This window comes from Niabella terrae (genome assembly GCF_054783135.1).
Genome location: NZ_BAAGRD010000012.1, coordinates 32,906 through 55,485 on the forward strand (window position 1 = coordinate 32,906; position 22,580 = coordinate 55,485).

A 22,580-nucleotide genomic window follows, 5' to 3' on the forward strand; every position below is an offset into this window, starting at 1 on the left:
GTACAATGCGGAAGGCCTTTATAAGGATGTTGAATAGTTGTCTTTTACTGGGGCAATAGCACCTGATCGATGCGATGGATGACGCCATTGATATGATTGACATCCTGGGTCGTACTGGGTGGTGCACTGATCTGAATATTAGCAGCCGTAGCATTCCCCACCCCCTTCACTGTCGCTGCAGTAACCCCGGTAGCCCCGAAAACCGCTTTTAAAGCCAGGCCGGGATGGGTTTCATAGCCTGCCCCGGTATTCAATAAGGTAGGTGTACTTACCCCTGCAGCCGGGATATTGACGGTATAAGCTTTTTTGCCCAGGATATGATAGACCACCAGGCCTTTGACCACGGTTGGTGTCAATACGGAAGCGAGCATCGGATTGCTGAATACATCCGGCGTGGAAGCCAGAAGCCCGGCCTGTTCTATGGCACCGTTGGTAATATTGGTGGCATGAGGTTCGGTAGCTGCCAGCGCAGTAGCCTGGGTAAGGGCATCTTCATCTGAAATGCCCGGGTTGGCTGCTTTAATGGCTGGTACCAGATAAGTAGCCATATACTGTTGTTGCACCAGGGGGCGAACACCCTGGGCAATCTGTGCTGTCAGCAAGGCCTGAAACGCAGCATTGGTCGGTGCAAATACCGTTAAATTAGCTGCTGGATTACTCAGTGCATTTTGCAGGGTTTTGGCTTCATCACCTTCATCTGCCTTTAGTACCGCTGCCCGAAAATAACTATAACTATTGTCCGTGGCAATTCGCTGCCATAATACCATCTCGGGTGGTAATAAGGCGATGGCGGTCTTATGCATGACGCCATTGGAAGCCATCATATCCGGTCCGGTAACCGGCACATTGTTCACAAAACTGAACGAGCCTTCCCGGTCCAGAAAAATCGGCATCCGTAGTCCCGGCGGTAGTTCCGCAGAAGGGGGCGCCAGTACCAGACTGCTTTGCAGGTACAGATTGGGGAAGGTCTCGGTAATTTTTGCACTGGTCAGTGTTTGACCGCCAATAATATGATACTTCAGCAGGGTATCCAGTCGCCCGGCACTGAACAGATTGAGTGTCGAAGGGTCTGCCGGCAGACCCAGCAAGGCAAAGGAGGTAAGTATGGCCGTATTATCCGGTGCAAAAAAAGTAATTTCTCCTTCCGGATTACCCAGGATATCAGAAAGCTTCCCTGTACTGCTCGCAAAGCCACTGGCTTTCTCTACAGCCGCCTTCAAAATGGAAAACTCATCTGCATTCAGTTTTTCCAGAATAGTTTCCGTGCCTTCAGTTGGTGCCGGAGTCAAAGGAACCGGCTGCGGTAATTCCTTGTTACAGGCTATCAACAGCCAGCACAGTATCAGCAATCCCGCGCCCCATCTGAGTAATCTATATATAGAAAAGTTCATATGCATCATTTGTTTTTGGTAAGCAATATTGTTATTGTAGATTATAGGTAAAGGCCAGGTAATACAATCCGCCAATACTCGGATTACCAATCGCATTGGTATAGTATTGATTGAACAGGTTATTGGCGCCCAGTTTCAATTGTGACCGAATTTCGGGCAGTTTATACATCAGCGCCAGATCCACTACATGAATCGGATTCAAATGGCCGCTGGCAAAATCACCTTCAAAATCTACTTTATCCTGCCAACGCCAGTTCAGGTTGAAACCGAAAAGATTTCTGGGACCGAAACCGGAATTGCTTAAGCCGAGCAGGGTTCTTAACTTGGGCGAATTGAAGGAGGACCGGAAATTATCCGGCACATCCTGGATCTGATCCGAGGAGATATTCCCGTTCACTGCAAAATTGGAAGGCAGCCGCCAATCCAGACTCAGCCCCCAACCGAAGGTCTTGACCTGAGCATCGGAATTCACAACAACAGAAATACCCCGGTATGCGGTGGGGTCCTCGCTATCATAAAACTGCACGACATCCCTCCGGCCAATAAAGTTTTCATATTCCGCCGTATATACATAGGCATCCAGCAATAGTTTTTTAGCGATCAGGGCCTTATAGCCCAATTCATAACTGGTCACGGATTCGGGTTTGATTTCCTTATAGTTCACGGGAACTCTGTTGCTGGGATCAGCAATAAATTCCGGTGCGGAATAACCCGGATTATTGATCAGGTCATAGGCTTCCCAGATGGCCCGGTTGCCCCCGATCAGTGTACCTGAACCCACCGACAAATCAATCCATTGTTGCTGGGTACTGGGAAAACGGTATGCGGTCTGATAGGACAGACGAATATGATGATCCCGCGCAGGTGTGACCACAGCAGTAACCCGGGGTGTGAAACGACCTTTGAAATATTCGTTCTTATCATAGCGGCCCGAAGCAGTCAGCTTTAAACGGTCGGGAATCAGCTCTTTACCGACTTGGAGATAGGCGCCCAGTTCATTGATTTTAATCGGTCCATTGACTTCATAAAACAATGTTTTTTCACTGTTGAGGACGAACTGGCGCCAATTTCCGCCGGCCAGCAATTCCACCACATTATTCAACAGAGAGGAAAAATTGTACTGCCCTTCTGCAACATACAGATCGGATTTATCAAGAAATAGTCCCCCATTTTGATAAATAGGTTTCAGGCGCACTTCATCCCATATCTGCTGAAATGCTGCAGTGCCTGCTTCCGGCCGTCCCTGATCCGCCACTGTACGGGCCTGATTATGGGCGACGATATCGCTCAGTCCCGCCATTTTCGCATTCATATAAGCAAAACCATATTCCTGATACCATTGGGTGCTGGGCTTCCAGACTTCATTAAACTGACGAGCGGTAGCGGTCAGGTTATGGGATTCTCCGGCATTTTCCTGGGTGGTATAGCCCCGCAGAAACCAATTGTCCGCTTTGAATTCCAGTTTATACTGGGCAATTTTCAGATCCTTGAGTGAATACCGGTCGCTGCCTGTATATATGGTGTTACCGGACCCGAATTGCCCCATCAGGATGGCTTCAATACCGGGTGTTATTTTGTAATGAAGCGCCGCGGATAACTTATAATTGATGGTATTGGGATCCACCAACTCGTCCTCTGTGTATCCGGTCCTTGACACCGGAATATTCTCAGGCATCTGACTGATATAGGATTGCCAGAAAGGAACCTGTGCCCCGATAGCATCCAGCACCAGGGACCTTAAGTTGATGGTGGTTTCATCGCCGTACACATTGATTCCATCGTAATTCGGATCGGTATCACGTGTTCCATCTTTGATGACTCCGTTGGTTCCCACCCGGCCATAATTGCGGTAATCACGGGCCAGCCAGTCTTTGGCATGTACATACTCCGTAGTGATCTTATAGGCAAATTTCTCTGAAACTTTCTGTGCCCATCTGAGTGACAGGTTATAGTAGGGCGAGGCGCTTCTATAGTTATTGCCCACATTCATGATGCCGGTCTTGGCCTGAAAAGAAAGACCGGTATGGGTAAAGGGACTCTTACTGGTAATTAAAAGTGTGCCGTTCATTCCGCCGGAGCCATACAGGGCGGAAGAGGCACCGGGCAACAGCTCCATGCTTTCAACATCCAATTCCGAGAGTCCGACCACACTACCGACTGAAAAATTCAGGGCAGGCGCCTGGTTGTCGATGCCGTCTACCTGCTGGTTAAACCGGGTACTGCCGCTTCCGGCAAATCCCCGGGTCGTCGGCGAGGTAAATGTAAGCGAGGCATTCACCACATCTACGCCTTTTTGCTGGGCTACCAGGTCATAATAGCTGGCTACCGGCGTATTCTTGATTTCAAGGGCACTGATTCGTTCCACCGTAACCGGTGATTCAATCAGGCGTTCACTGATTCTGGAGGCCGAAACCACCACTTCCTGTCCCATCAGCGGCCGCAAGGAAATGGTCAGAAAGGCATCACTGTTAATGGTGATGTCCTGAGCTTCAAAATTGACAGAACTCAACGTCAGGACGGTAGGCAGAGATGGCAGGACGATTTCAAAAGCACCCGAAGAATCGGCAACCACACCAAGGGTACCCCCCTTTACTACTATTGAAGCAGCAGCAATTCCTTCACCGTTCTCGGCATTCTTCACCACCCCTTTGATGGTTTGGGAAAAGGCCATCTGTGCAAAAAACAGCCATGCCCCTATAGCAAACAATCGTAGCATTACTCTCATAGAATATTGTGTTTTGATAAATTATACTGTTAAAATAACACTTGTTAGCTTACAAACAAAAAAATATTAATCCGGATCATGCCGAAATCGAGCGCCAAAAATCTTTTCGATATAAAATCAAAGCAGGCCGGTCTAAGATTTCTGAATACTGCCTAATTTCGCGGCATGGCTAAATTCAATTTCCCCGGACAAACCGCTTTTTATCAGGGCAAAGTCAGAGACGTGTACACTATTGCTGATAAATGGCTGGTAATGGTAGCTTCAGACCGCATTTCAGCATTTGACGTCATTCTCCCCCGCCCCATTCCATACAAGGGCCAGGTATTGAACCAGATTGCGGCTTATATGCTGAATGCCACGACCGATATCTGTAAAAACTGGTTGTTAAGTAGTCCCGGCCCTAATGCGTCAGTTGGCATAAAGTGCGATCCTTTCAAAATCGAAATGGTGGTCAGGGGATATTTGACAGGCCATGCCTGGAGAACTTATAGCAGCGGCAAGCGAACCTTGTGCGGAGTACCACTTCCTGAAGGTTTAAAGGAAAATGACCCTTTCCCAACACCCATCATAACACCGAGCACCAAGGCAAGTGAGGGTCATGACGAAGACATCAGTAAGGAGGAAATTATTAATCAGGGGCTGGCGACAACGTCAGAATGGGAACAACTGGAAAAATATACACTGGCCTTGTATTCCCGAGGCCGGGAACTGGCATTTAAACAGGGACTGATTCTGGTAGATACCAAGTATGAATTTGGCAAACTGGGTAATGAAATTATTCTTATGGATGAAATCCATACCCCTGACAGTTCCCGGTATTTTTATGCCGAAGGTTATGCCGAACGGCAAAGCAAAGGTGAAAGGCAACGTCAGCTGAGTAAGGAATTTGTCAGGGAATGGTTGATTGAAAATGGTTTCATGGGAAAGGAAGGCCAGCTGGTACCGGAAATGACTGACGAATGGATCCAGACGATTTCTAAACGCTATATAGAATTATACGAGAAAGTGATTGGGGAACCATTTCAACCACGGGACATCGATGAAGCAACACAGTACCATCATATCACCGAAGCTTTAAAAATGTATATTTAAATACCCGCAGCTCCTGTTGTTTCATTTGCCCTAGTTATTTTGTCAGAATATGAAGATCGTCTTGGAACAATTGATATACAATGGTCGCTCAAAATTAAATGTCTGCTGATGAAAAAGGTGTCGTCGATTGGTCACATACAAAGTTGGGAAATTGGCGATGAGACAATATCCATTGAGTCTTCGATCCGGAATCAATGTGATTAAAGATATATTCTTTAGCTGTTTGCTGGTTTCCCCGAGATCAACTTTAATAATTTTAGTCCAGGTTTTGTTATTCTGTATCGTTGTTTGGGATTAGTTGCGTTCTTACGATATTCTTTTGCAATCCAACCATTATTGATAAGTGGATCTAAATACCTTCTCCTATTTTGTGTATTATTGCTTAGACTTACCAAACTAAACAAGTCCCTCCTATTAACCCATTTTAAAGTCGCTTTTAAAAACTTAACAATTTTACTATGCACAGACTCTTCCACCATTAATTTAATATGCTCAACAGCTCCGTTTATAACTCCGTCTACAGCTCCGTCTAAATTACTATTCAGATATTCATTTAATTGGCTCAACGTATTTATATTCATTTCATTATCAATTACACCTACTCGTCTATTTTAATAAAATAGTTTTCAAATTGGGAATGCACATGCAGTGTCACTAAAGTATAATTCTTATCATCCGTCTCAAATACGGGCGGGGGAGAACCATTATCCGCCATGGCATCATAAATGGCCGGAAATCCTGTACCCCGACCTTCTGTTAAATGCAACTCTTTCAAAAAATCTCCAATGCGCCTGTTCCTATATTCCCTGGCTAGAATTTGTCGATTATTCTTGAGCATATACTCGTCTACCGGAGGCATTGGTCCTGGATAACTCAATACGGTAATTTTATCAGGAAATACCTGGATTTCAATTGGAGATCCCAATTCGTAACTTTTATGAAAAATCGCGTTGGACAACACTTCCTCCAGCGCCCGAAGAGGAAAATTATAGAATCGATCTGCTTCTGCCCTGTCCGGTTGTTTAATCACACGTTCAGCAATAATATTAGTTCTGAGAAAAGTTAAAGTATCCCCGATCTGTTTATGGAGAGGCCCTTTAAAATAATATTCATCAAAAGCACTGCCAGAAATATCCCGAGGAATTGACTTACTTGACAAATCTATTCGAGGTAAAAATGATTACAATAATGTGTATCCCGAAAATAACGATTCCCCTACCTGGTCCCGCAGGAATACAGGACTCTTTTTAAACTTGCAATAATTAGTTAGATGGATACCCGGGCTCCATAAGTTAGGATCCGGGTATCCTGATATTACTTCTTCGAATTTAGTCTCTCATTCATCTCGGAAATTAGCGTTTCAGGTTCATTTACCACAGCGGCAATCTCCGCTACCGATAAGCGTCCCTGAAGTAAAAGTTGTCGGGCAATCATTATTCTGGCAGACTTTGAGCCTTTTTCCATGCCTTTTTCTTCAGCCTCCGCTTTAAGTGACTGCATGACTGCATTATAGTCCCGTTGTGCTTTAAGTTCGCTTTCGTATGACATATATTCCTCCTTTTTTAAATTTGCAATTTCTGCTATTCTAAAAAGTTTTTGAAATACGTTCTTATGCAAAAATACCGATTTTTCTTTCATTTCAGAAAGGTTGCGAAGTAGATAGAGCCACCCGTCCAACTCCGTTTTCAACTGATCTTCAGGCAGATTGAACTTAGGTAATTCAATAAACAAAAGACATAATTTAGAATAGAATACATTGCAAGTCTTTTTGTTAATTAGCATCACTTCCTGAATATATGCATCCGGATCAGAATCCTGAAACTTAAAATCCATTATTCCAATAAAATATACCTCTTGGAGCTGATAATTCCACCCCGCGGGCACTTTTTGAACTTGGTCGTTAAAAGGTCTGGTCGCATAGAAGACAGCACGATCCTTGAAGTAAGTTTGTCCGGTGCGTTGCATCTCGATAATGAAAGTTTCCCCATCTTCGCCGGTGCAAGTTAGGTCAAAAATAACTGTTCGATGTTCTTTGGTCGAAGCCTGTTGCTCTTGTGGGTTATATACCAGATCCCGGACTACCTTCTTACCTTGGAACAGAGCATTTAAGAAAGATATCAGCAGATCTTTATTCGGTTCGGAACCAAATATTTTCTTAAATCCTGTATCACTAAGTGGATTCAGATACCGGCCCATTCTTGGTCCATTCGTACTTGTCTTTTTCATATCATCTTATTATGGTTACAAATTCGGTTAAAGCTGCGGCGCCCTAATAAAACATCAGGACTGGCGAATCAAAGCTTTTCAACTGATTTCACGGTAGTGCAAATTCCTCTATTAGAAATCTGAACAGGTTCATACCTGTTTATTGCAAATTATGTATGCTTTGAAATCTTAATCGTTATAGGTTTAGCGATGTATAGGGCGACATGCCGATTACATCCTTATCGGCCATTCAGCAATGCAATACTAATACTTTTAGCAAGTTCTAACAAAAAATACAGAACGCAATTATGCACATTTTAAACACATTTCCTATTCATAATAGGTATATATTATAAATATACAAATACTATAATAGTAATTGTATTGTTTTTATATACTTATGGTATTTATAGGTGTCGGGGAAATTTTTTGGTCGTTAACGCACCAATGAGCCCTTTATTCGCAGAAGTTCGGTTTCGGCCAGTTTCATATTATAACGCGCATCGATCAGACGGTCATAAGCCTGTGCCAGGCTGAGTTGGGCTTCTCTTAATTGCACCAATGTGGCAGCGCCCAGCTTATAGGTCTGAAATACAATGTCTACATTCTCTTCTGCCAATAGTATATTCTCTTCTTCCAGCTGCAGGGACCGCTCCTGTTGTTGATACTCCTTAAAAGCATTGGCAATCGTCAGGTCTACCAGCGACCGCTGGTTGTCATAGTTCAGCTCCTGTAAAAAAATATTCAATTTGTCCTGTTTGATCTGACGTTTAACCCGGAACTGATTCAGAATGGGTATATCCGCCGTAAAACCATAATTATAACCGTTGACCCGGTTAAACAGCGTGGAAAAATTATTCAGCACTTTCCGGTTACGGGTGCGACTATAATTATAAGCCGAGCCGAAGGAAATGGTAGGCCATAAATCGGCTTTGGATTCTTTAAGACTGTACCTGGCAATCTCAATATTGGATTGCGCCAACAATAAGGAAGGATTGGTTCTTTCTATACCATCCTGAATATCCCCCAGAGCAATCTCATGATTAATGGGGATGGTATCCGGTATCTCAAACTCGTGCGGCCGGATCTTGCTGTTCATTTGCTGCAGCAGTTGTTCCTTGAGCTGGGCAATATAAGTCTGCTGTTGGATTTTAAGCGCCCGCTGCTCATTCAAATCCACCTTACTCTGTAAGACATCCGGTTTGGCGCCACTGCCGATATCCAGCTTGTACTGGGCCAGTTTGGCCCGGTCGGTATTCAGATGTATCTGCACGTCGGTGGCCTTCACCAGTTGCTCCTGACGGGCAATATTATAATAAGTATTGATCACCGCTGCAACGGTATTAATAACCTGCTCTTTGGCTACGATACTGCCCGCTTCCACCAGCGCCCTGGCCTTATCCCGGGTCGCAAACATTTTCAGCCCGTCAAAAAGCACCCAATCCAGTCCAACCCGGCCCTGTACATTCTCCGATCTGATGCGATTGGATTTACGCTCACTGCCATCGGCCAGTGTCTGTTTCTGATTATTATTATTGAAAGTAGTGGTAGCCGAGGCATTGACGGCCGGCAAAAAAACAGCATTGCGGTAACTGTAATCAATGGATGCTACAAGCGAATCACTTTTTGCCAGCTGTATCTCATAATTATTTTGCAGGGCCGTGGCAATGGCTTCTTCCAAACTGAGCACCCGTTGCGCATCAGCCTGCATATAGATTACCGGCCCACATAAAAAAAGAAAAACAGCGCGCCATTTATTGACAAAACACATGCGTATACAATTTTACTTAATAGCTGGATGCCCCGCTACCGGATCCTTTGCTTGCTGATCCATCAGGAAATCCGGGGTATCGGCGGGAGCCCCTTCCGAATGATTTCGTTCCGTCGCCAGTACTTCATCAAACTCCCGTCTTTTCTTCCTGGAAGAAACATCACTATAAATACAAGGCAGAATATACAGGGTCAATATCAGTGAAAAAACAATCCCGCCTACAATAACGATACCCAGCGGTATCCGGCTGGTAGCCGCCGCCCCCAGTGATAAAGCGATCGGCAGGGCACCCAATGCCATCGCCATACTGGTCATCAGAATGGGGCGTAGTCGTTGTCCCGCTGCATGAAGCACCGCTTCATTTTTGTCCATCCCCCGCTTGCGGCTCTGATTGGCAAACTCCACAATTAAAATTCCGTTCTTTGTTACCAGGCCAATGAGCATGATCATACCAATCTGCGAAAATATATTCAAAGTCTGACCGAATATCCATAGTGAAATAAAAGCACCTGCCAGCGCCAGTGGCACGGTAATCATAATAATGAACGGATCCCGGAAGCTTTCGAACTGGGCTGCCAGGATCAGGTAAATCAAACCGAGCGCCAACAAAAAGGCAAAACTGGTATTGCTGCTGCTTTCAGCAAAATCCCGTGAGGTACCGGTCAGTGAAGAAGTGAAAGATGGGTCCAGCACTTTTTCAGCGATTCGCTGCATTTCGGCAACACCGTCGCCTACAGTATGGCCTTCTGTTAATCCTGCCGAAACGGTGGCCGACTTATAACGGTTAAAATGGTAAATAGACGGCGGTGTCGTAGATTCTTCCACCCGCGTAATATTATCCAGACTGATCAGCTGGCCGTCATTATTGCGGACAAATATTTTCTTCAGATCATCGGGATCATCCCGATTGATCCGGTCCACCTGCGCCATCACCTGATACTGTTTCCCGCTCTTGGTAAAATAACCCAGCCGCTGATTGCTGTAGGCAGTTTGCAGCGCCTGGGAAACATCTTCGATGGAAACGCCCAGCTGCGCAGCTTTCAGACGATCCACATGCACCCTGAGCTCAGGTTTATTAAATTTAAGATCTGCATCCACCTGTTGGAGGATACTACTTTTACCGGCTTCTTCCAGGAACTGGGGCAATACTTCGGATAATTTCTGAAAATCATTGTTTTGTATAACAAACTGGATATCCTGACCACCCCTTCTGTTCACCTGAATCGTCTGGTCCTGCACCGCAAAAGCCCTGCCACTGGTAAATTTTGGAATATTCCGGTTCACGTACTCCACGATTTCTTTCTGGCTGCGGGAACGTTCGTTTGGCCCAACCAGCCGGACCCGCGCAAATCCGCTGTTGGCACTGCCACTTCTACGGGAACCGGCCAGCGACAATACAATTTCATTCTCCGGAACTGAATCAATAATGAACTGAGACACTTCATCCACATATTTGTCCATGGCTTCGAAGGAAGTGCCTTCGGGCGCCGAAAAGTTCAGTCGAAACTGGCTCTTATCTTCCAGCGGAGCGAGTTCGGATTGCAGGTTCGTCCCGATCAGAAAGATAATGGCGAAACAAGCGAATACAAGTGTCCAGGCCAGCCAGTGAACATGCCTGCCCCGGATGGTGGCTACCAGCCGCATAAAGGCGCCGAGACTGCGTTCATAGCCCTGCTCCATGCCCCGGAAAAATGGTTCGGTCTTTCTGTAGAACCAGGATTTTTTGTGGACATCTTTTCGGGTAATGAAGACGTTCAGGACCGGTGTCAGGGTCAGGGATACAAAGGCAGATATTAATACCGCTCCCGCTACGACAATCCCGAATTCCCGAAACAGCCTGCCCACAAATCCCTGCAGGAAAACAATCGGCAGAAAAACGACTGCCAGTGTAATGGAAGTCGCGATGACCGCGAAATAAATCTCCTTGGAGCCTTCCAGTGCTGCCCGTCGTTTGCCCATTCCTTTTTCGAGCTTCTTATATATGTTCTCTGTTACCACGATACCATCGTCTACCACCAGACCCGTGGCCAATACAATCGCCAGCAGGGAGAGCACATTGATGGTATAACCCATGATATACATTATAAAAAATGCACCTATCAGTGATACCGGGATATCGATCAGGGGGCGGATGGAAAGCATCCAATCCCGGAAAAACAGGTAGATGATCAGCACCACCAGTCCAATGGCGATAAAAAGCGTCTCCTCTACTTCGGTAATCGATTTCTTAATGTATTCCGTCTGGTCCATCGCGATATTCAACTTGATATCGGCTGGCACTTCCTTCTCTATGTCTTTAATACGCTTGTAAAATTCATCAGATATCGAAACATAATTAGCCCCGGGTTGCGGAATGACCGCCAGGGCAATCATCGGGATCGCACTTTCTTTGAGCTGTGATTCTTCGTTTTCCGGTCCCAGTACGACCTGCGCAATATCCCTGACACGGATATCGGCACCGCCTATATTTTTAATTACAATATTGGCAAATTCCTCTTCGGTATCCAGGCGCCCGAAAGTCCGGATTGTCAGCTCGGTATTGTCACCGGTTAATTTACCGGAAGGCAGTTCAATATTCTCACGTTGCAGGGCCGTTCGAATCTCATCGGGTGTCACACTTAAGGCCGCCATTTTATTGGGATCAAGCCAAAGCCGCATCGCAAATCTTTTCTCGCCCCAGGTATCAATACTGCTTACGCCGGGAATGGTCTGGAGCTGATCTACCAGCACGTTGGTGGCGTATTCGGTCAGTTCCATCGGGTTTTTGGTATTGCTCTGTACCGTCATGGCCAGAATGGGTTCCGCACTGGCATCCGCCTTACTGACCGCTGAAGGTGCATCCAGATCATCCGGCAGCTGTCGCTGGGCGGCCGCTACTTTATCGCGGACATCATTGGCGGCTGCTTCCAGGTCCACACCTACTTCAAACTCTACATTGATACTGCTGTTGCCATTACTGCTGGAAGACGTAATATTCCGGATCCCCGGCACGCCATTAATCGCTTCCTCCAGGGGCTCGGTAATCTGGGATTCTACGATATCGGCATTGGCGCCTGTGTAGGTGGTCCTTACCCCGATATTCGGAGGATCGATGGCGGGATAGTCTCTGACGCCCAGAAATTTAAAGGCAATAATACCGAAAACGATAATCACCACATTCATGACGATTGCCAGTACCGGTCTCCTTAAACTTAATTCTGATATATTCATGTCGAATCGTTAACGGCGGTATATACTGAAACCCGAAGGCACTGGCCTTCCCTGCCGCTTTTACTGAATAATTTTCCCGATGCTTACATCGGCATTTTCCCGCGTCGTCATCATGCCACTGGCCAGAATTGTATCACCGGCTTTCACGCCACGGGTAATCTCCACCCTTGCCGAATCCCGTCCGCCGATTTCCACTTCATTGAAAACCGCCTTGCCGTCCCTTACCAGAATTACCTGCTTGCCACGGGCCGTGGGAATCACTGACTGAGAGGGTACAAAAATCGCGCTATTATTGGGATTAAAACCCACCTGAACTTTGGCGAATGCCCCGGGTACCAATCCCTTTGTTTTGCCAAATACCCTGGCCCTGAGTACCAGACTCCGGTTATTGATTTCCACATTGGACTGGGTAGCATACACTTTGGCGGCATAAGTTTCGGGACTTCCCTGGACGGTAAAATGAACCACCTGCCCTTCCAGTATCCGGCCGACATATTTTTCGGGAATTGAAAAATCCAGTTTCAGTTCCTGTACCTGATTGATGGTAGCAATGACGGTAGCAGGAGTCACATAGGCGCCCGGGCTAATATTTCTGAGACCCAGTCTCCCGCTAAACGGCGCCCGAACTTCGGTACGGTCGATCTCGGTCTGAATCAGGTTGATATCTGCCTGAATATTATTGAGGGTAAGTAAGGTGGCGTCATAGTCATTCTGACTGATGCCCTGTATTTTAAGTAACTGCGCAGCCCTGGTTTCGTTGGACCGGGCGATCGCCAGTTGCGATTTAAGCTTATTGAGCTGGGCTACCAGGTCACCGTCATAGATTTTGGCCAGTAATGTACCCTTGCCCACGGTTTTGCCTTCGGCCACATTCAGCCGCACCAGTCGACCCGAGACTTCCGGAAATATTTCCGTGACTTCATTGGCCATGATGGTGCCGGGTACTTCAATCAGTTCCGCATAAGTTTCCGTTCTTACGATATAGGCGTCCAATGCAGGACTGGGTCTTTTGGAGGGTCCGGATTTTTTAGGAGCTGGTTCTTTACAGGCGGAAAAAAACAGGCCCATTACAGCGCTCGTTATAAAAATATACCTTAAATGCATTATACGTCAATTTCAATTATGTTAAGCCGGCATCAGTACATAAGACGTCTAAAAACATAAAACCTTGCAAGCATCTCCTATTTAATATCAGTTACCCGATCACAGTGATCTGATGAAATGTCATTTAGCAATCTGCGACATTTCCGGATAAAGTCAGGTACAGGCGATGGCGGTTCAGGAGGACGGTCTATTTGCTGACGACAGCAAGGTTATGCCGGATCTTGTTCGCATAGTACAACAAATCCGCCTTTGTCTTACCTATAATCGTAACATGGCCCATTTTACGTCCGGGCTTGGTTTGCCTTTTACCATAAATGTGGAAAAAAGCAGTTTCAATCGCCAGTAAATCTTTGAGGCCCTGATAAACAGCTTTACCCTGATAACCCTCCGCTCCCAGAATGTTCTGCATCAGGGAAGGCATGATGGCTTCGGTACTACCCAGGGGATAATCCAGCAATATCCGCCATATCATATCAAACTGGGAACAGAAATGAGCTTCTATGGTATGATGTCCGCTATTGTGTACCCTGGGGGCGATTTCATTGATCAGCACATCCCCCTGTTTGGTAACAAACAATTCTACCGCGTATAAGCCGGGCGCTTCAAAATTTTTCACTGCCGTCAGTGCAATGGCTTCTACTTTATAATAAGTTGCCTGATCTATTTCTGCAGGACATAACTGAAAACTCAGCTGGTTCAACTGGCGGTCAAAAAGCATTTCCACGGCTGGATAAATAGCTATTTTACCATCCCGGGCTACGGCGACCATCAGGGCTATTTCCTTTTCGACATCAATCATTTTTTCCAGCACACTCAATGTATCAAAACCCAGCTCCAGGTCAGCAGGTTCCTGGAGTAACTGAACCCCCCTTCCGTCGTATCCGCCTTCAGCCAGTTTATGGACGGCTGGTAAAAATGCTTCCTGAGCGGCCAATTCTGCCTTATTCCGGGTAAGCACATAGGCGGCTGTGGGAATCTGATGCTGGCTGTAAAATTCTTTCTGGCTGGCCTTATTGCAAATAATGCGCAATACGCCCGGTCGGGGTAGGATGCATTTTCCTTCCCGTTCCAATTGTTCCAGTGCTTCAATATTGACGTTTTCAATTTCTATGGTCAGTGCATCCAGGTCCTTGCCGAACCGGTACACATCCTCATAGGAGCGGATATCACCCAGTACAAAATGATGACAGAATCCGGCCGCCGGACAATCAGCATCATTTTCAAGGATATAGGTCTCGACAGGGTAATTGGCGGCAGCTTGTAACAACATGCGGCCCAATTGGCCACCCCCGAGTATTCCTATTTTTTGCATGCCGCAAAGATAGGCAGTGACCCGATTAAGCATCGATATATTTTAGACCCGGCCCGGCCCGGCCTAAGCGGCTGAAGCTCAAAAATTAGGATCTCTTTAAAATACAGGAAACCCGGGCAGTATGCGCTGTTATGCCAGCGCCAATCGGGTTGCCGGTCGCATCCTTCATCTGCGGCCGGGGACCGGATTTCCACCCATTTTCACCATTTGGGCTGATCACAACATTTGATTAATATTTTTTTAACATTTAAAAACTAATTTTGTATATTATTATTACTGGCTCCCCGGGAGTTACTAATTGATATTATTTAATCGGGAATTTTATTTTGACGATGAAAAAAATTATCTGTGGCTTTGCTATTTTGATTGGCGCTTTTAACGTATCAGCACAACCCAACTCCTACAACAGTCCGGCGGCAACTTCCTTTGTAGCCTACCAGATGGGATTTCAGCGACCACGAGAAGCTTTTGCAAGAACGGAATCCAACCTGAAAGCCCTGTTCGCTGCAAAAAACCTTAATTGGCCCGCACGGTATATGTACATCCGGTCTTTTAAATATGACAGTCAGCTGGAAGTATGGGTAAAAAACACAATTAACGAGCCCTATAAATTATTGAAGATCTATAAGGTCTGCGCCCTGGCCGGATCCCTGGGACCGAAAAGATTTGAAGGCGATTACCAGGTTCCGGAAGGCTTCTATCATATCAATGAATTCAACCCCAACAGCAGTTACCGGCTCTCCCTGGGTTTGAATTACCCCAATGCATCTGACCGGATGCTGAGCGATCCTGTAAAACCGGGTGGTGATATCTTTATACATGGCGGATGTGCAACGGTAGGTTGTATCCCCATTAAGGACAATCAGATTGAAGAATTATATGTACTGACGGCCAGCGCCAAGTCCGGCGGACTGGATTTTATTCCGGTACATATTTTCCCAATCAACTATAATGTGAAGAGAAGCTATGAGTACCTGGCAAAACTTACCAAAGACGACGCGCGTTTAAAATCTTTCACTGACCGGCTCGAACAGGCTTTTGACTATTTTGAAAAATACAAACAGATTCCTATTGTAATGGTAAGGGACAATGGTGAATATACCATTAACGATGCCCTGCCCAAGGTATTAAAATTCCAGCCAAAACTCAGACCCAAGTCCAACCATAAACCCATCGTCCGTCAGATTGATTTCGTGGCAGACGCCGTGGCTAAATGGCCCGAATTCCCCGGCGGTATGGATGCTTATGAAGCCTATCTGTCCCAACTCGGCAAGGACCTGGTAAAAGAATTACCTGATGAAGTAATGCGGGCCTACGTGCAGGTGGAATTCATCGTGGATACGGATGGCGCACCTGTCAACTTCAAAGTCCTGAAAGGTGTTGACGATTATCTCAATTCGAAGGTCGTCGAAAATATGGAGCAGATGCCCAAATGGACCCCGGCGATATACCACGAAAAACCAGTAGCCAAAAAAATGGTTCAAACGGTTACGATTGGCAATTAAAAACTTCCGGCATCAGGGGTTTGTAACCTATCGGCGCAGTTCCAGTACCCGGGTGCTGGCAGCCGCTATACGCATGGAATCTGTGATCGGGAAAGTCTGACCTGTCGCGATATCCGTCGCCTCACGGAATCCCTCCAATCGTTCCTGAAACCGGTCCGTCACTACGGAGACGGGTTGATCATTGGTATTCATTAAACACATTACCGTCTGGACACTGTCATACCTGAAATATACATAGACCCCGTCATAGGGTGCATACTGCATCATTTTTCCTGTTCGGATGGCCGATGAATGTTTCCGGAACTGCGCCAGACTCCGGATATAATTAAAAATGCTGTTTTCCTTTTCAGTACGGCCTGCTGAATTGAATTTGTTCCGGGGATCTCCCGCCCAGCCGCCGGGAAAATCCTGACGAACATAGCCGTCATTGGGTGAAGTCGTGCCCGTCATCAGGATCTCGCTGCCATAATACATTTGCGGAATGCCGCGACAGGTCAGCAACCAGGCCATGGCTGCCTTGTACCTGGAAGTATCTTCCTGCAGTACACTGTAAAACCTCGAAATATCATGATTATCCAGAAAAATGACCTGCCGCATCGGATCCTGGTAGACAAAATCCTGGGCCAGGGTGGTATAGAGCTTATTGACGCCATTGGTCCATCCGAACGGCTCGGTCAGGGCCGGCTGTATGCCATAAAACAGGGTTTGAAAATCTGTTGTCGCCTGTAAATTGCTCTTGAAAGAAATATCGGTGTAATTATTCTGACAGAAAAAGCTTTGATTGGGCACGCCGTGTACCCAGGTTTCTCCGAACAGACTGATTCGTGGAAAATCATCATAAAGTGCCTGATTGCATCGATTCATGAAATCCAGGTCATTGTAAGCATAAGTATCGATCCGCCATCCATCAATACCAAAATTTTCAACCGTCCAGATCGCATGCTGAATCAGAAAATTCTGCACCATGGGATTGCTGTGGTCCCAATCCGGCATGGAAGGAACAAACCAGCCATCCACCATGCGTTGCTTATCTGCGGTAGCGGCGTAGGGATCAAAAAGCACCTGGTCCTTATAGCTGGTCTGGGTAAAACGGGGCCATCGGTGAAACCAGCTGCTGTCCGGCTGGTCTTTAAAGAGAAAATGTTCGGTACCCACGTGGTTGTAAACGGCGTCCTGAATGATCTTCATACCGCGGGCATGCACTGCATCAACCAGATTCCGGTAGGCCTGTTCACCACCGATCCGTCTGTCTATCCTGTAGTGATCGGTAAATGCATACCCGTGTTCGGTACGTTCGGGCATATCATTCTCAATGACCGGATTCAGCCAGAGCGCTGTTACGCCCAGGTCCTGCAAATAATCCAGATGCTGTTGAATGCCGGAAAGATCGCCGCCATGCCGGTTGAATACCGTGTCCCGGTTCAGGCTCTGGTCCCGCATCCCGGCAATCCTGTCATTGGAGGGATCACCGTTACTGAAACGGTCGGGCATGATCAGATACAACAGGTCTTCCGAACCTACGCCATTGGCATAACTGCTGCCATTGCCGGTACGGCGGGCTTTGAGTTCCCAGTCCCGGCCGTCTTTACCGATAAAGGGGAGTCGGACCGTCCCCGGCTGCGCAGTCGGTCCGATTTCGATATCGTAAAAAATATAATTCTTATTGGTCACCCGACGGATATTTCGCAGGTAGACACCCCTGGCCAGTTCCATACCTTCCGGTTTCATTTTAACCTGCGGCACCGAAGCCGCAATGTCTTTTGCCCGGATCATCAGTTGCACCCGATTCCATTTCATGCCGGTCCACCAGTGGGTCGGATAGACATTGATTTGTGCGCAAAGCGTCAAGCCTGCCAATAGCAGACAGAAAAGCAGTCCGCTGCTTTTTTTCTTCATATACAATAATTTTTGCGTTAACGTCCCTGGGTGCTGGTCGGCTTGTCTTCCCTGATAAACAGGACGATGACCGCTCCCAGTATCATCAGTATACCGGCAACCATCAAATAATAGATCGCATGATTATTAAATAATTTACTGACGATCGGTCCGCCAATAACACCATTCACAATCTGCGGTATGACGATAAAAAAATTAAATATGCCCATAAATATCCCCATCTTTTGCTGGGGAATGGCTTCAATTAACATGGCATAAGGCATGGACAGGATGCTGGCCCAGGCAAAACCGATCCCGATCATCGGGATCCATAAATAACCCAGATCCTTTATAAAATACAGCAGTAAAAGCCCGATCCCTCCGGATAATAAAGCCAGGGAATGCGTTTGTTTTTTCCCGATTCTGGCGGCCAGGGGAATCAGTAAGAAAGCTGCCGGTATGGCAAAAAAATTATACAAGCCGAACAGATAACCTACCTGATCACCTGCCTGATTGAAGGCTATTGAATGGGTATCATCGGGTGTGAGCCCGTAATGGTGGGTGGCTATCGCACTGGTCGTAAATACCCACATCGAGAAAAGCGCGAACCAGGAAAAGAATTGCACCAGTCCCAGCTGACGCATCACCCGTGGAATGCCGGCAAAATCCCGGAGGATACCGGAAATTCCTTTATGGGTCTCCGACCTGGGCTCACCCGAAAATGCCGCCAATTGCTCGGGACTGTATTCACGGGTTGTCGCCATGGTGTACAGAATCGTTGCAATCAGCAGGAAGGCGCCCACATAAAAAGACCAGATCACATTGGGTGGTACAAAACCCTGTGGAGCGGTATTGGGAACTCCGGCCCAGCTGAGTAGGGCGGGCAGCGAAGAACCAATCACCGCACCAATGCCGATGAGAATGGTCTGGACACTAAATCCCAGTGTACCCTGTTCCTTGGGCAGCATATCCCCTACCAGCGCCCGGAACGGCTCCATCGACACATTCACCGAAGCATCCATCAGTGTCAGAAATATCACGGCCAGTAATAAGACATTTGCCCCAATAAAATAGGTGATACTTGCGGAATTCGGCAAAAAGACCAGGCCCAGGGCACAACAGACGGCGCCGATCAGAAAATAAGGTTTTCGGCGGCCCCAGCGCCCCCAGGTATGATCGCCCAGGTGACCAATCAATGGTTGTACAATCAGACCGGTTACAGGCGCCACCAGCCAAAACCAGGACAACTGATGCACATCGGCACCGAAATTCGCCAGGATACGGCTCGCATTTCCATTCTGCAGGCCAAATGCCATCTGAATACCGAGAAAACCGATACTCATATTGATGATACGGCCCAGCGATAACAGGGGTTTTTGTACTTGATGCGTTGCTGACATATGCAATCCTAAATTATGGGGCAGTTAACCGGTTACAAATATAGTAATATGTATTTAATACACATTAATTTTCTTTACTGGCAATGGCAGGCCTTAATAGGTCAGCAAATACTGCAGTAAGGAACCGGCTGCCGGAGTACTTATTGAACCTCCGGTGCGCCTATACTGCGCTTATACCACAAAACCGTTAGGAAATACAGCGCCTTTCTTGGTAACGATAATCCCCTCTTTAATCGTATATAAATCCGTATCAGAATTTTCCAGGTGTGGGCCCCCGTTGAGCCGGACATCGTCGCCGATACGGCAATTTTTATCTATGATACAGTTGCGCAGGTAACAGCGTTTTCCGATACCGATGGGCGGCAGCCCCCGACTCTGGTCATTGGAGATATCGTCAATCGTTTCATAATAATCGCTACCCATGATATAACAACTGACTACGGTGGAACCATAGCCGATTCTGGACCGGATACCAATCACACTGTGCTCGATCCTGGAAGCATTAATGATACAGCCATCCGCGATGACCGTTTTTTCCAGTGTCGTTCCGCTGATCTTGGCGGGTGGCAACATTCTCGGTCGGCTGTAGATAGCCTTGGTATTGTCAAAAAGGTTGAACTCCGGAATGTCGGCTGTGAGTTCCAGATTGGCCTCAAAGAAAGAATAAATATTTCCGATATCGGTCCAGTAACCATCGTACTGATAACTGGCGACTTTATAGGTTTCTATGGATGCCGGGATAATTTCTTTACCAAAATCAGTTGCTTCAGGATGAATCTTTAACAACAGATCAAGCAGCAGTTGCCGGTTAAATATATAGATGCCCATGGACGCCAGATAATTGCGGCCTTTTTGCTGCATTACCGCCCCGGTATCACTGACCCAGTCGGCGAGCAGTTCTTTAGCGGGCTTTTCAACAAAGGAACTGATCATACTGTTTTCATCCGCTTTGAGGATGCCAAACTCCGGCGCTTCCCGATCTCCTACCGGAATGGTGGCAATAGAAATATCAGCACCGGTCTGTTTGTGATTATCCAGCATCTTATTAAAGTCCATCTGGTAGAGCTGATCTCCCGAAAGTATCAGCACATATTCACTGGGAAAAGCCGAAAGATGCCGCAGGCACTGTCGGACGGCATCTGCCGTACCCTGATACCAGGCCGGGTTATCCGGTGTTTGTTCCGCTGCCAGAATATCGACAAAAGCAGTACTGAATACGCTAAAACTGTAGGTATTCTTGATATGCCGGTTGAGTGATGCCGAATTAAACTGGGTCAGTACAAACATCCGGTTAATGTCTGAATTAATACAGTTGGAAATTGGTATATCCACCAACCGGTACTTACCCGCAATCGGAACCGCCGGTTTGGATCGGCTGCTGGTTAAAGGAGCCAATCTCGTTCCTGCCCCACCGCCTAAAATCATCGCAATAACTTCCTGGGAAAAACTCATAACATTATTTTAAAAATATAATAAAATTTCCGGTAGCTTTTAATGGCAAAAACTTCGTTCCGGCTTACATAATTTCAAGGTTGATATTTTCAGGCATAAATCTACAACACTGTTTGATATAACTCAATATATTTTTTCGCTGATTGGTTCCAGCTATGATCAATGCCCATTATCTGCTGCACAATCTCGTTGTACCGTTCCGGTTTCTCCTCATATAATTCGATGGCCCTCTGTACCGAATATACAATATCTCCGATGCTGGATTGTTCCATCGTGATACCAAAACCACCCGGTTCACCATAATCCAGTACGGTGTCCTTCAACCCGCCGATGCTTCTGACAATGGGGATGGTGCCGTACCTCAGGGCATACATCTGATTCAGGCCACAGGGCTCAACACGGCTGGGCATCAGCAAAAAATCGGCACCGGCATATATCTGGTGACTCAGCGGTTCACTGTAACCGATATAACTGTTGACATAGCCCCGCAGGGTACGGTTCATTTCCGCCAGTGCGGCTTCCACATAAGGATTACCAGACCCCAGTACCAGAAAGGAGGCTTTGCCGCCATGCTGATATACGGACTGACTAATGGCTTCGGGCAACAGATCAGCGGCTTTCTCATCCACCAGTCGGCCGATAAAGCAGATCAGGGGCTTTTTAGGATCCAGCCCAAACTGTTTGATAAGTTCCGTCTTGTTCCTGGCCTTGCCTGTTTTGACATGGGCCGCTGTATAATTTTTGATAAGGAACGGGTCTGTTGCGGGATCCCAGACCCCGGTATCGATTCCGTTTATAATACCGCTGCATTTACCTTTTTCATACTCGAAAAGCGCTTCCAGTCCCGCTGCCGAATGGCGCAGTTCTTCCATATAATTGGGACTCACGGTCGTTACTTTCCAGGCACATTTGACAGCAGAAGCCATCGGATTAATCAGGTGATTCCAATCCAGATACCCCCAGTTCCAGGTATCGTAAGCTGGAATAAGATAATATTTATCCCAGCCAAACTGGCCCTGATACTCGCCGTTGTGAATGGTAAATATGGTCGGTACATTTCCCAATTGATAGCGGAACACATAGGCATGCCGACACAAAAAAGGAATAAAACCCGCCTGATGATCGTGACAATGTATCAGATCGGGTTTGTCCACCCAGTGACTGATCCAGTCGCAGACAGCCAGCTGAAAAGCAATAAATCTTTCTGTATCATCATCATAACCGTAAATTTTCTCCCGGTCCAGCATTCCATTGATGTCCACCAGGTACAAATCAAAACCGAGTTTATTGGTCTTCTCCCGGATAATACTGTATTTAAACCAGTTATTACCCAGTGACTGTCCTCCCTCATGAACCAGCTCCCATTCATTATCGTATAGGAACTTCGTACGGTACATTGGCATCACCACTTTTGCGGTATGCCCCAGTTCATTCTGGTATTTTGGCAGCGCTCCCACCACGTCGCCCAGTCCGCCGGCTTTAGCCATCGGATAACACTCTGCTGATACGTGAATTATTTCCATGCGTAATTACTTGGT

The 22,580-nt window shown here is 46.7% G+C and carries 15 protein-coding genes; 2 read left to right on the forward strand and 13 right to left on the reverse strand.

Features of this window, described 5'->3' with window-relative positions; genetic code table 11:
- Positions 1 to 44: 44 nt before the first annotated feature.
- Together ACYVI9_RS13270 and ACYVI9_RS13275 are read right to left on the reverse strand one after the other, a co-directional pair.
- Entirely contained in the window at positions 45 to 1,391 is a 1,347-nt protein-coding gene (locus tag ACYVI9_RS13270) for a fasciclin domain-containing protein (RefSeq protein WP_460765148.1), read from the reverse strand.
- Between the two features lie 31 nt (positions 1,392 to 1,422).
- Positions 1,423 to 4,116, reverse strand: coding sequence for a TonB-dependent receptor (locus ACYVI9_RS13275; RefSeq protein ID WP_460765150.1), 2,694 nt, complete (start codon positions 4,114 to 4,116; stop codon positions 1,423 to 1,425).
- A 165-nt stretch (positions 4,117 to 4,281) separates the two neighbouring features.
- Here ACYVI9_RS13275 and ACYVI9_RS13280 point away from each other — a divergent pair, with 165 nt between their 5' ends.
- On the forward strand, positions 4,282 to 5,208 hold the full coding sequence (locus tag ACYVI9_RS13280; RefSeq protein ID WP_460765152.1) for a phosphoribosylaminoimidazolesuccinocarboxamide synthase: 927 nt from the start codon (positions 4,282 to 4,284) through the stop codon (positions 5,206 to 5,208).
- Positions 5,209 to 5,423: 215 nt separating this feature from the next.
- Here ACYVI9_RS13280 and ACYVI9_RS13285 read toward each other — a convergent pair whose 3' ends face one another.
- The 7 genes from ACYVI9_RS13285 to ACYVI9_RS13315 all read right to left on the reverse strand — a co-directional run bounded on the left by ACYVI9_RS13285 (position 5,424) and on the right by ACYVI9_RS13315 (position 14,843).
- On the reverse strand, positions 5,424 to 5,789 hold the full coding sequence (locus ACYVI9_RS13285) for a Fic family protein (protein WP_460765154.1): 366 nt from the start codon (positions 5,787 to 5,789) through the stop codon (positions 5,424 to 5,426).
- A gap of 17 nt (positions 5,790 to 5,806) precedes the next feature.
- A complete protein-coding gene (locus ACYVI9_RS13290) occupies positions 5,807 to 6,238 on the reverse strand; it encodes an ATP-binding protein (RefSeq protein WP_460765156.1) in 432 nt (143 codons plus the stop codon).
- A 284-nt stretch (positions 6,239 to 6,522) separates the two neighbouring features.
- Positions 6,523 to 7,434, reverse strand: a complete 912-nt coding sequence (locus ACYVI9_RS13295) for an Rpn family recombination-promoting nuclease/putative transposase (RefSeq protein ID WP_460765158.1) — start codon at positions 7,432 to 7,434, stop codon at positions 6,523 to 6,525.
- Between the two features lie 415 nt (positions 7,435 to 7,849).
- Entirely contained in the window at positions 7,850 to 9,184 is a 1,335-nt protein-coding gene (locus tag ACYVI9_RS13300) for a TolC family protein (RefSeq protein WP_460765160.1), read from the reverse strand.
- Positions 9,185 to 9,196: 12 nt separating this feature from the next.
- Complete coding sequence (locus ACYVI9_RS13305) at positions 9,197 to 12,394, reverse strand: efflux RND transporter permease subunit (protein ID WP_460765162.1); 3,198 nt, start codon at positions 12,392 to 12,394, stop codon at positions 9,197 to 9,199.
- Between the two features lie 60 nt (positions 12,395 to 12,454).
- Positions 12,455 to 13,498, reverse strand: a complete 1,044-nt coding sequence (locus ACYVI9_RS13310; RefSeq protein WP_460765164.1) for an efflux RND transporter periplasmic adaptor subunit — start codon at positions 13,496 to 13,498, stop codon at positions 12,455 to 12,457.
- Positions 13,499 to 13,685: 187 nt separating this feature from the next.
- Complete coding sequence (locus tag ACYVI9_RS13315) at positions 13,686 to 14,843, reverse strand: 5-(carboxyamino)imidazole ribonucleotide synthase (RefSeq protein WP_460765166.1); 1,158 nt, start codon at positions 14,841 to 14,843, stop codon at positions 13,686 to 13,688.
- Between the two features lie 299 nt (positions 14,844 to 15,142).
- Here ACYVI9_RS13315 and ACYVI9_RS13320 point away from each other — a divergent pair, with 299 nt between their 5' ends.
- Entirely contained in the window at positions 15,143 to 16,315 is a 1,173-nt protein-coding gene (locus tag ACYVI9_RS13320; protein ID WP_460765168.1) for a L,D-transpeptidase family protein, read from the forward strand.
- A 27-nt stretch (positions 16,316 to 16,342) separates the two neighbouring features.
- Here the strand turns inward: ACYVI9_RS13320 and ACYVI9_RS13325 are convergent, their stop codons facing one another.
- The 4 genes from ACYVI9_RS13325 to ACYVI9_RS13340 all read right to left on the reverse strand — a co-directional run bounded on the left by ACYVI9_RS13325 (position 16,343) and on the right by ACYVI9_RS13340 (position 22,565).
- Positions 16,343 to 18,211: an alpha-amylase family glycosyl hydrolase gene (locus tag ACYVI9_RS13325; RefSeq protein WP_460765170.1), complete on the reverse strand. Its 1,869-nt coding sequence runs from the start codon at positions 18,209 to 18,211 to the stop codon at positions 16,343 to 16,345.
- Between the two features lie 17 nt (positions 18,212 to 18,228).
- A complete protein-coding gene (locus ACYVI9_RS13330) occupies positions 18,229 to 19,590 on the reverse strand; it encodes an MFS transporter (RefSeq protein ID WP_460765172.1) in 1,362 nt (453 codons plus the stop codon).
- 171 nt (positions 19,591 to 19,761) lie between these two features.
- Positions 19,762 to 21,042 (reverse strand): glucose-1-phosphate adenylyltransferase, encoded by a 1,281-nt coding sequence (locus ACYVI9_RS13335; protein ID WP_460765174.1) that lies wholly within the window; start codon positions 21,040 to 21,042, stop codon positions 19,762 to 19,764.
- 101 nt (positions 21,043 to 21,143) lie between these two features.
- Positions 21,144 to 22,565 carry a glycogen synthase gene (locus ACYVI9_RS13340; protein ID WP_460765176.1) on the reverse strand — a complete coding sequence of 474 codons (1,422 nt, stop codon included), beginning with the start codon at positions 22,563 to 22,565 and terminating at the stop codon, positions 21,144 to 21,146.
- Positions 22,566 to 22,580 lie beyond the last annotated feature (15 nt).

Excerpts from the sequence above, each read along its gene's own strand:
- ACYVI9_RS13270 (WP_460765148.1), bottom strand. The coding sequence starts at position 1,391 with ATGAACTTTTCTATATATAGATTACTCAGATGGGGCGCGGGATTGCTG.
- ACYVI9_RS13275 (WP_460765150.1), bottom strand. The coding sequence starts at position 4,116 with ATGAGAGTAATGCTACGATTGTTTGCTATAGGGGCATGGCTGTTTTTT.
- ACYVI9_RS13280 (WP_460765152.1), top strand. The coding sequence starts at position 4,282 with ATGGCTAAATTCAATTTCCCCGGACAAACCGCTTTTTATCAGGGCAAA.
- ACYVI9_RS13285 (WP_460765154.1), bottom strand. The coding sequence starts at position 5,789 with ATGAATATAAATACGTTGAGCCAATTAAATGAATATCTGAATAGTAAT.
- ACYVI9_RS13295 (WP_460765158.1), bottom strand. The coding sequence starts at position 7,434 with ATGAAAAAGACAAGTACGAATGGACCAAGAATGGGCCGGTATCTGAAT.
- ACYVI9_RS13300 (WP_460765160.1), bottom strand. The coding sequence starts at position 9,184 with ATGTGTTTTGTCAATAAATGGCGCGCTGTTTTTCTTTTTTTATGTGGG.
- ACYVI9_RS13305 (WP_460765162.1), bottom strand. The coding sequence starts at position 12,394 with ATGAATATATCAGAATTAAGTTTAAGGAGACCGGTACTGGCAATCGTC.
- ACYVI9_RS13310 (WP_460765164.1), bottom strand. The coding sequence starts at position 13,498 with ATGCATTTAAGGTATATTTTTATAACGAGCGCTGTAATGGGCCTGTTT.
- ACYVI9_RS13315 (WP_460765166.1), bottom strand. The coding sequence starts at position 14,843 with ATGCTTAATCGGGTCACTGCCTATCTTTGCGGCATGCAAAAAATAGGA.
- ACYVI9_RS13320 (WP_460765168.1), top strand. The coding sequence starts at position 15,143 with ATGAAAAAAATTATCTGTGGCTTTGCTATTTTGATTGGCGCTTTTAAC.
- ACYVI9_RS13325 (WP_460765170.1), bottom strand. The coding sequence starts at position 18,211 with ATGAAGAAAAAAAGCAGCGGACTGCTTTTCTGTCTGCTATTGGCAGGC.
- ACYVI9_RS13330 (WP_460765172.1), bottom strand. The coding sequence starts at position 19,590 with ATGTCAGCAACGCATCAAGTACAAAAACCCCTGTTATCGCTGGGCCGT.
- ACYVI9_RS13335 (WP_460765174.1), bottom strand. The coding sequence starts at position 21,042 with ATGAGTTTTTCCCAGGAAGTTATTGCGATGATTTTAGGCGGTGGGGCA.
- ACYVI9_RS13340 (WP_460765176.1), bottom strand. The coding sequence starts at position 22,565 with ATGGAAATAATTCACGTATCAGCAGAGTGTTATCCGATGGCTAAAGCC.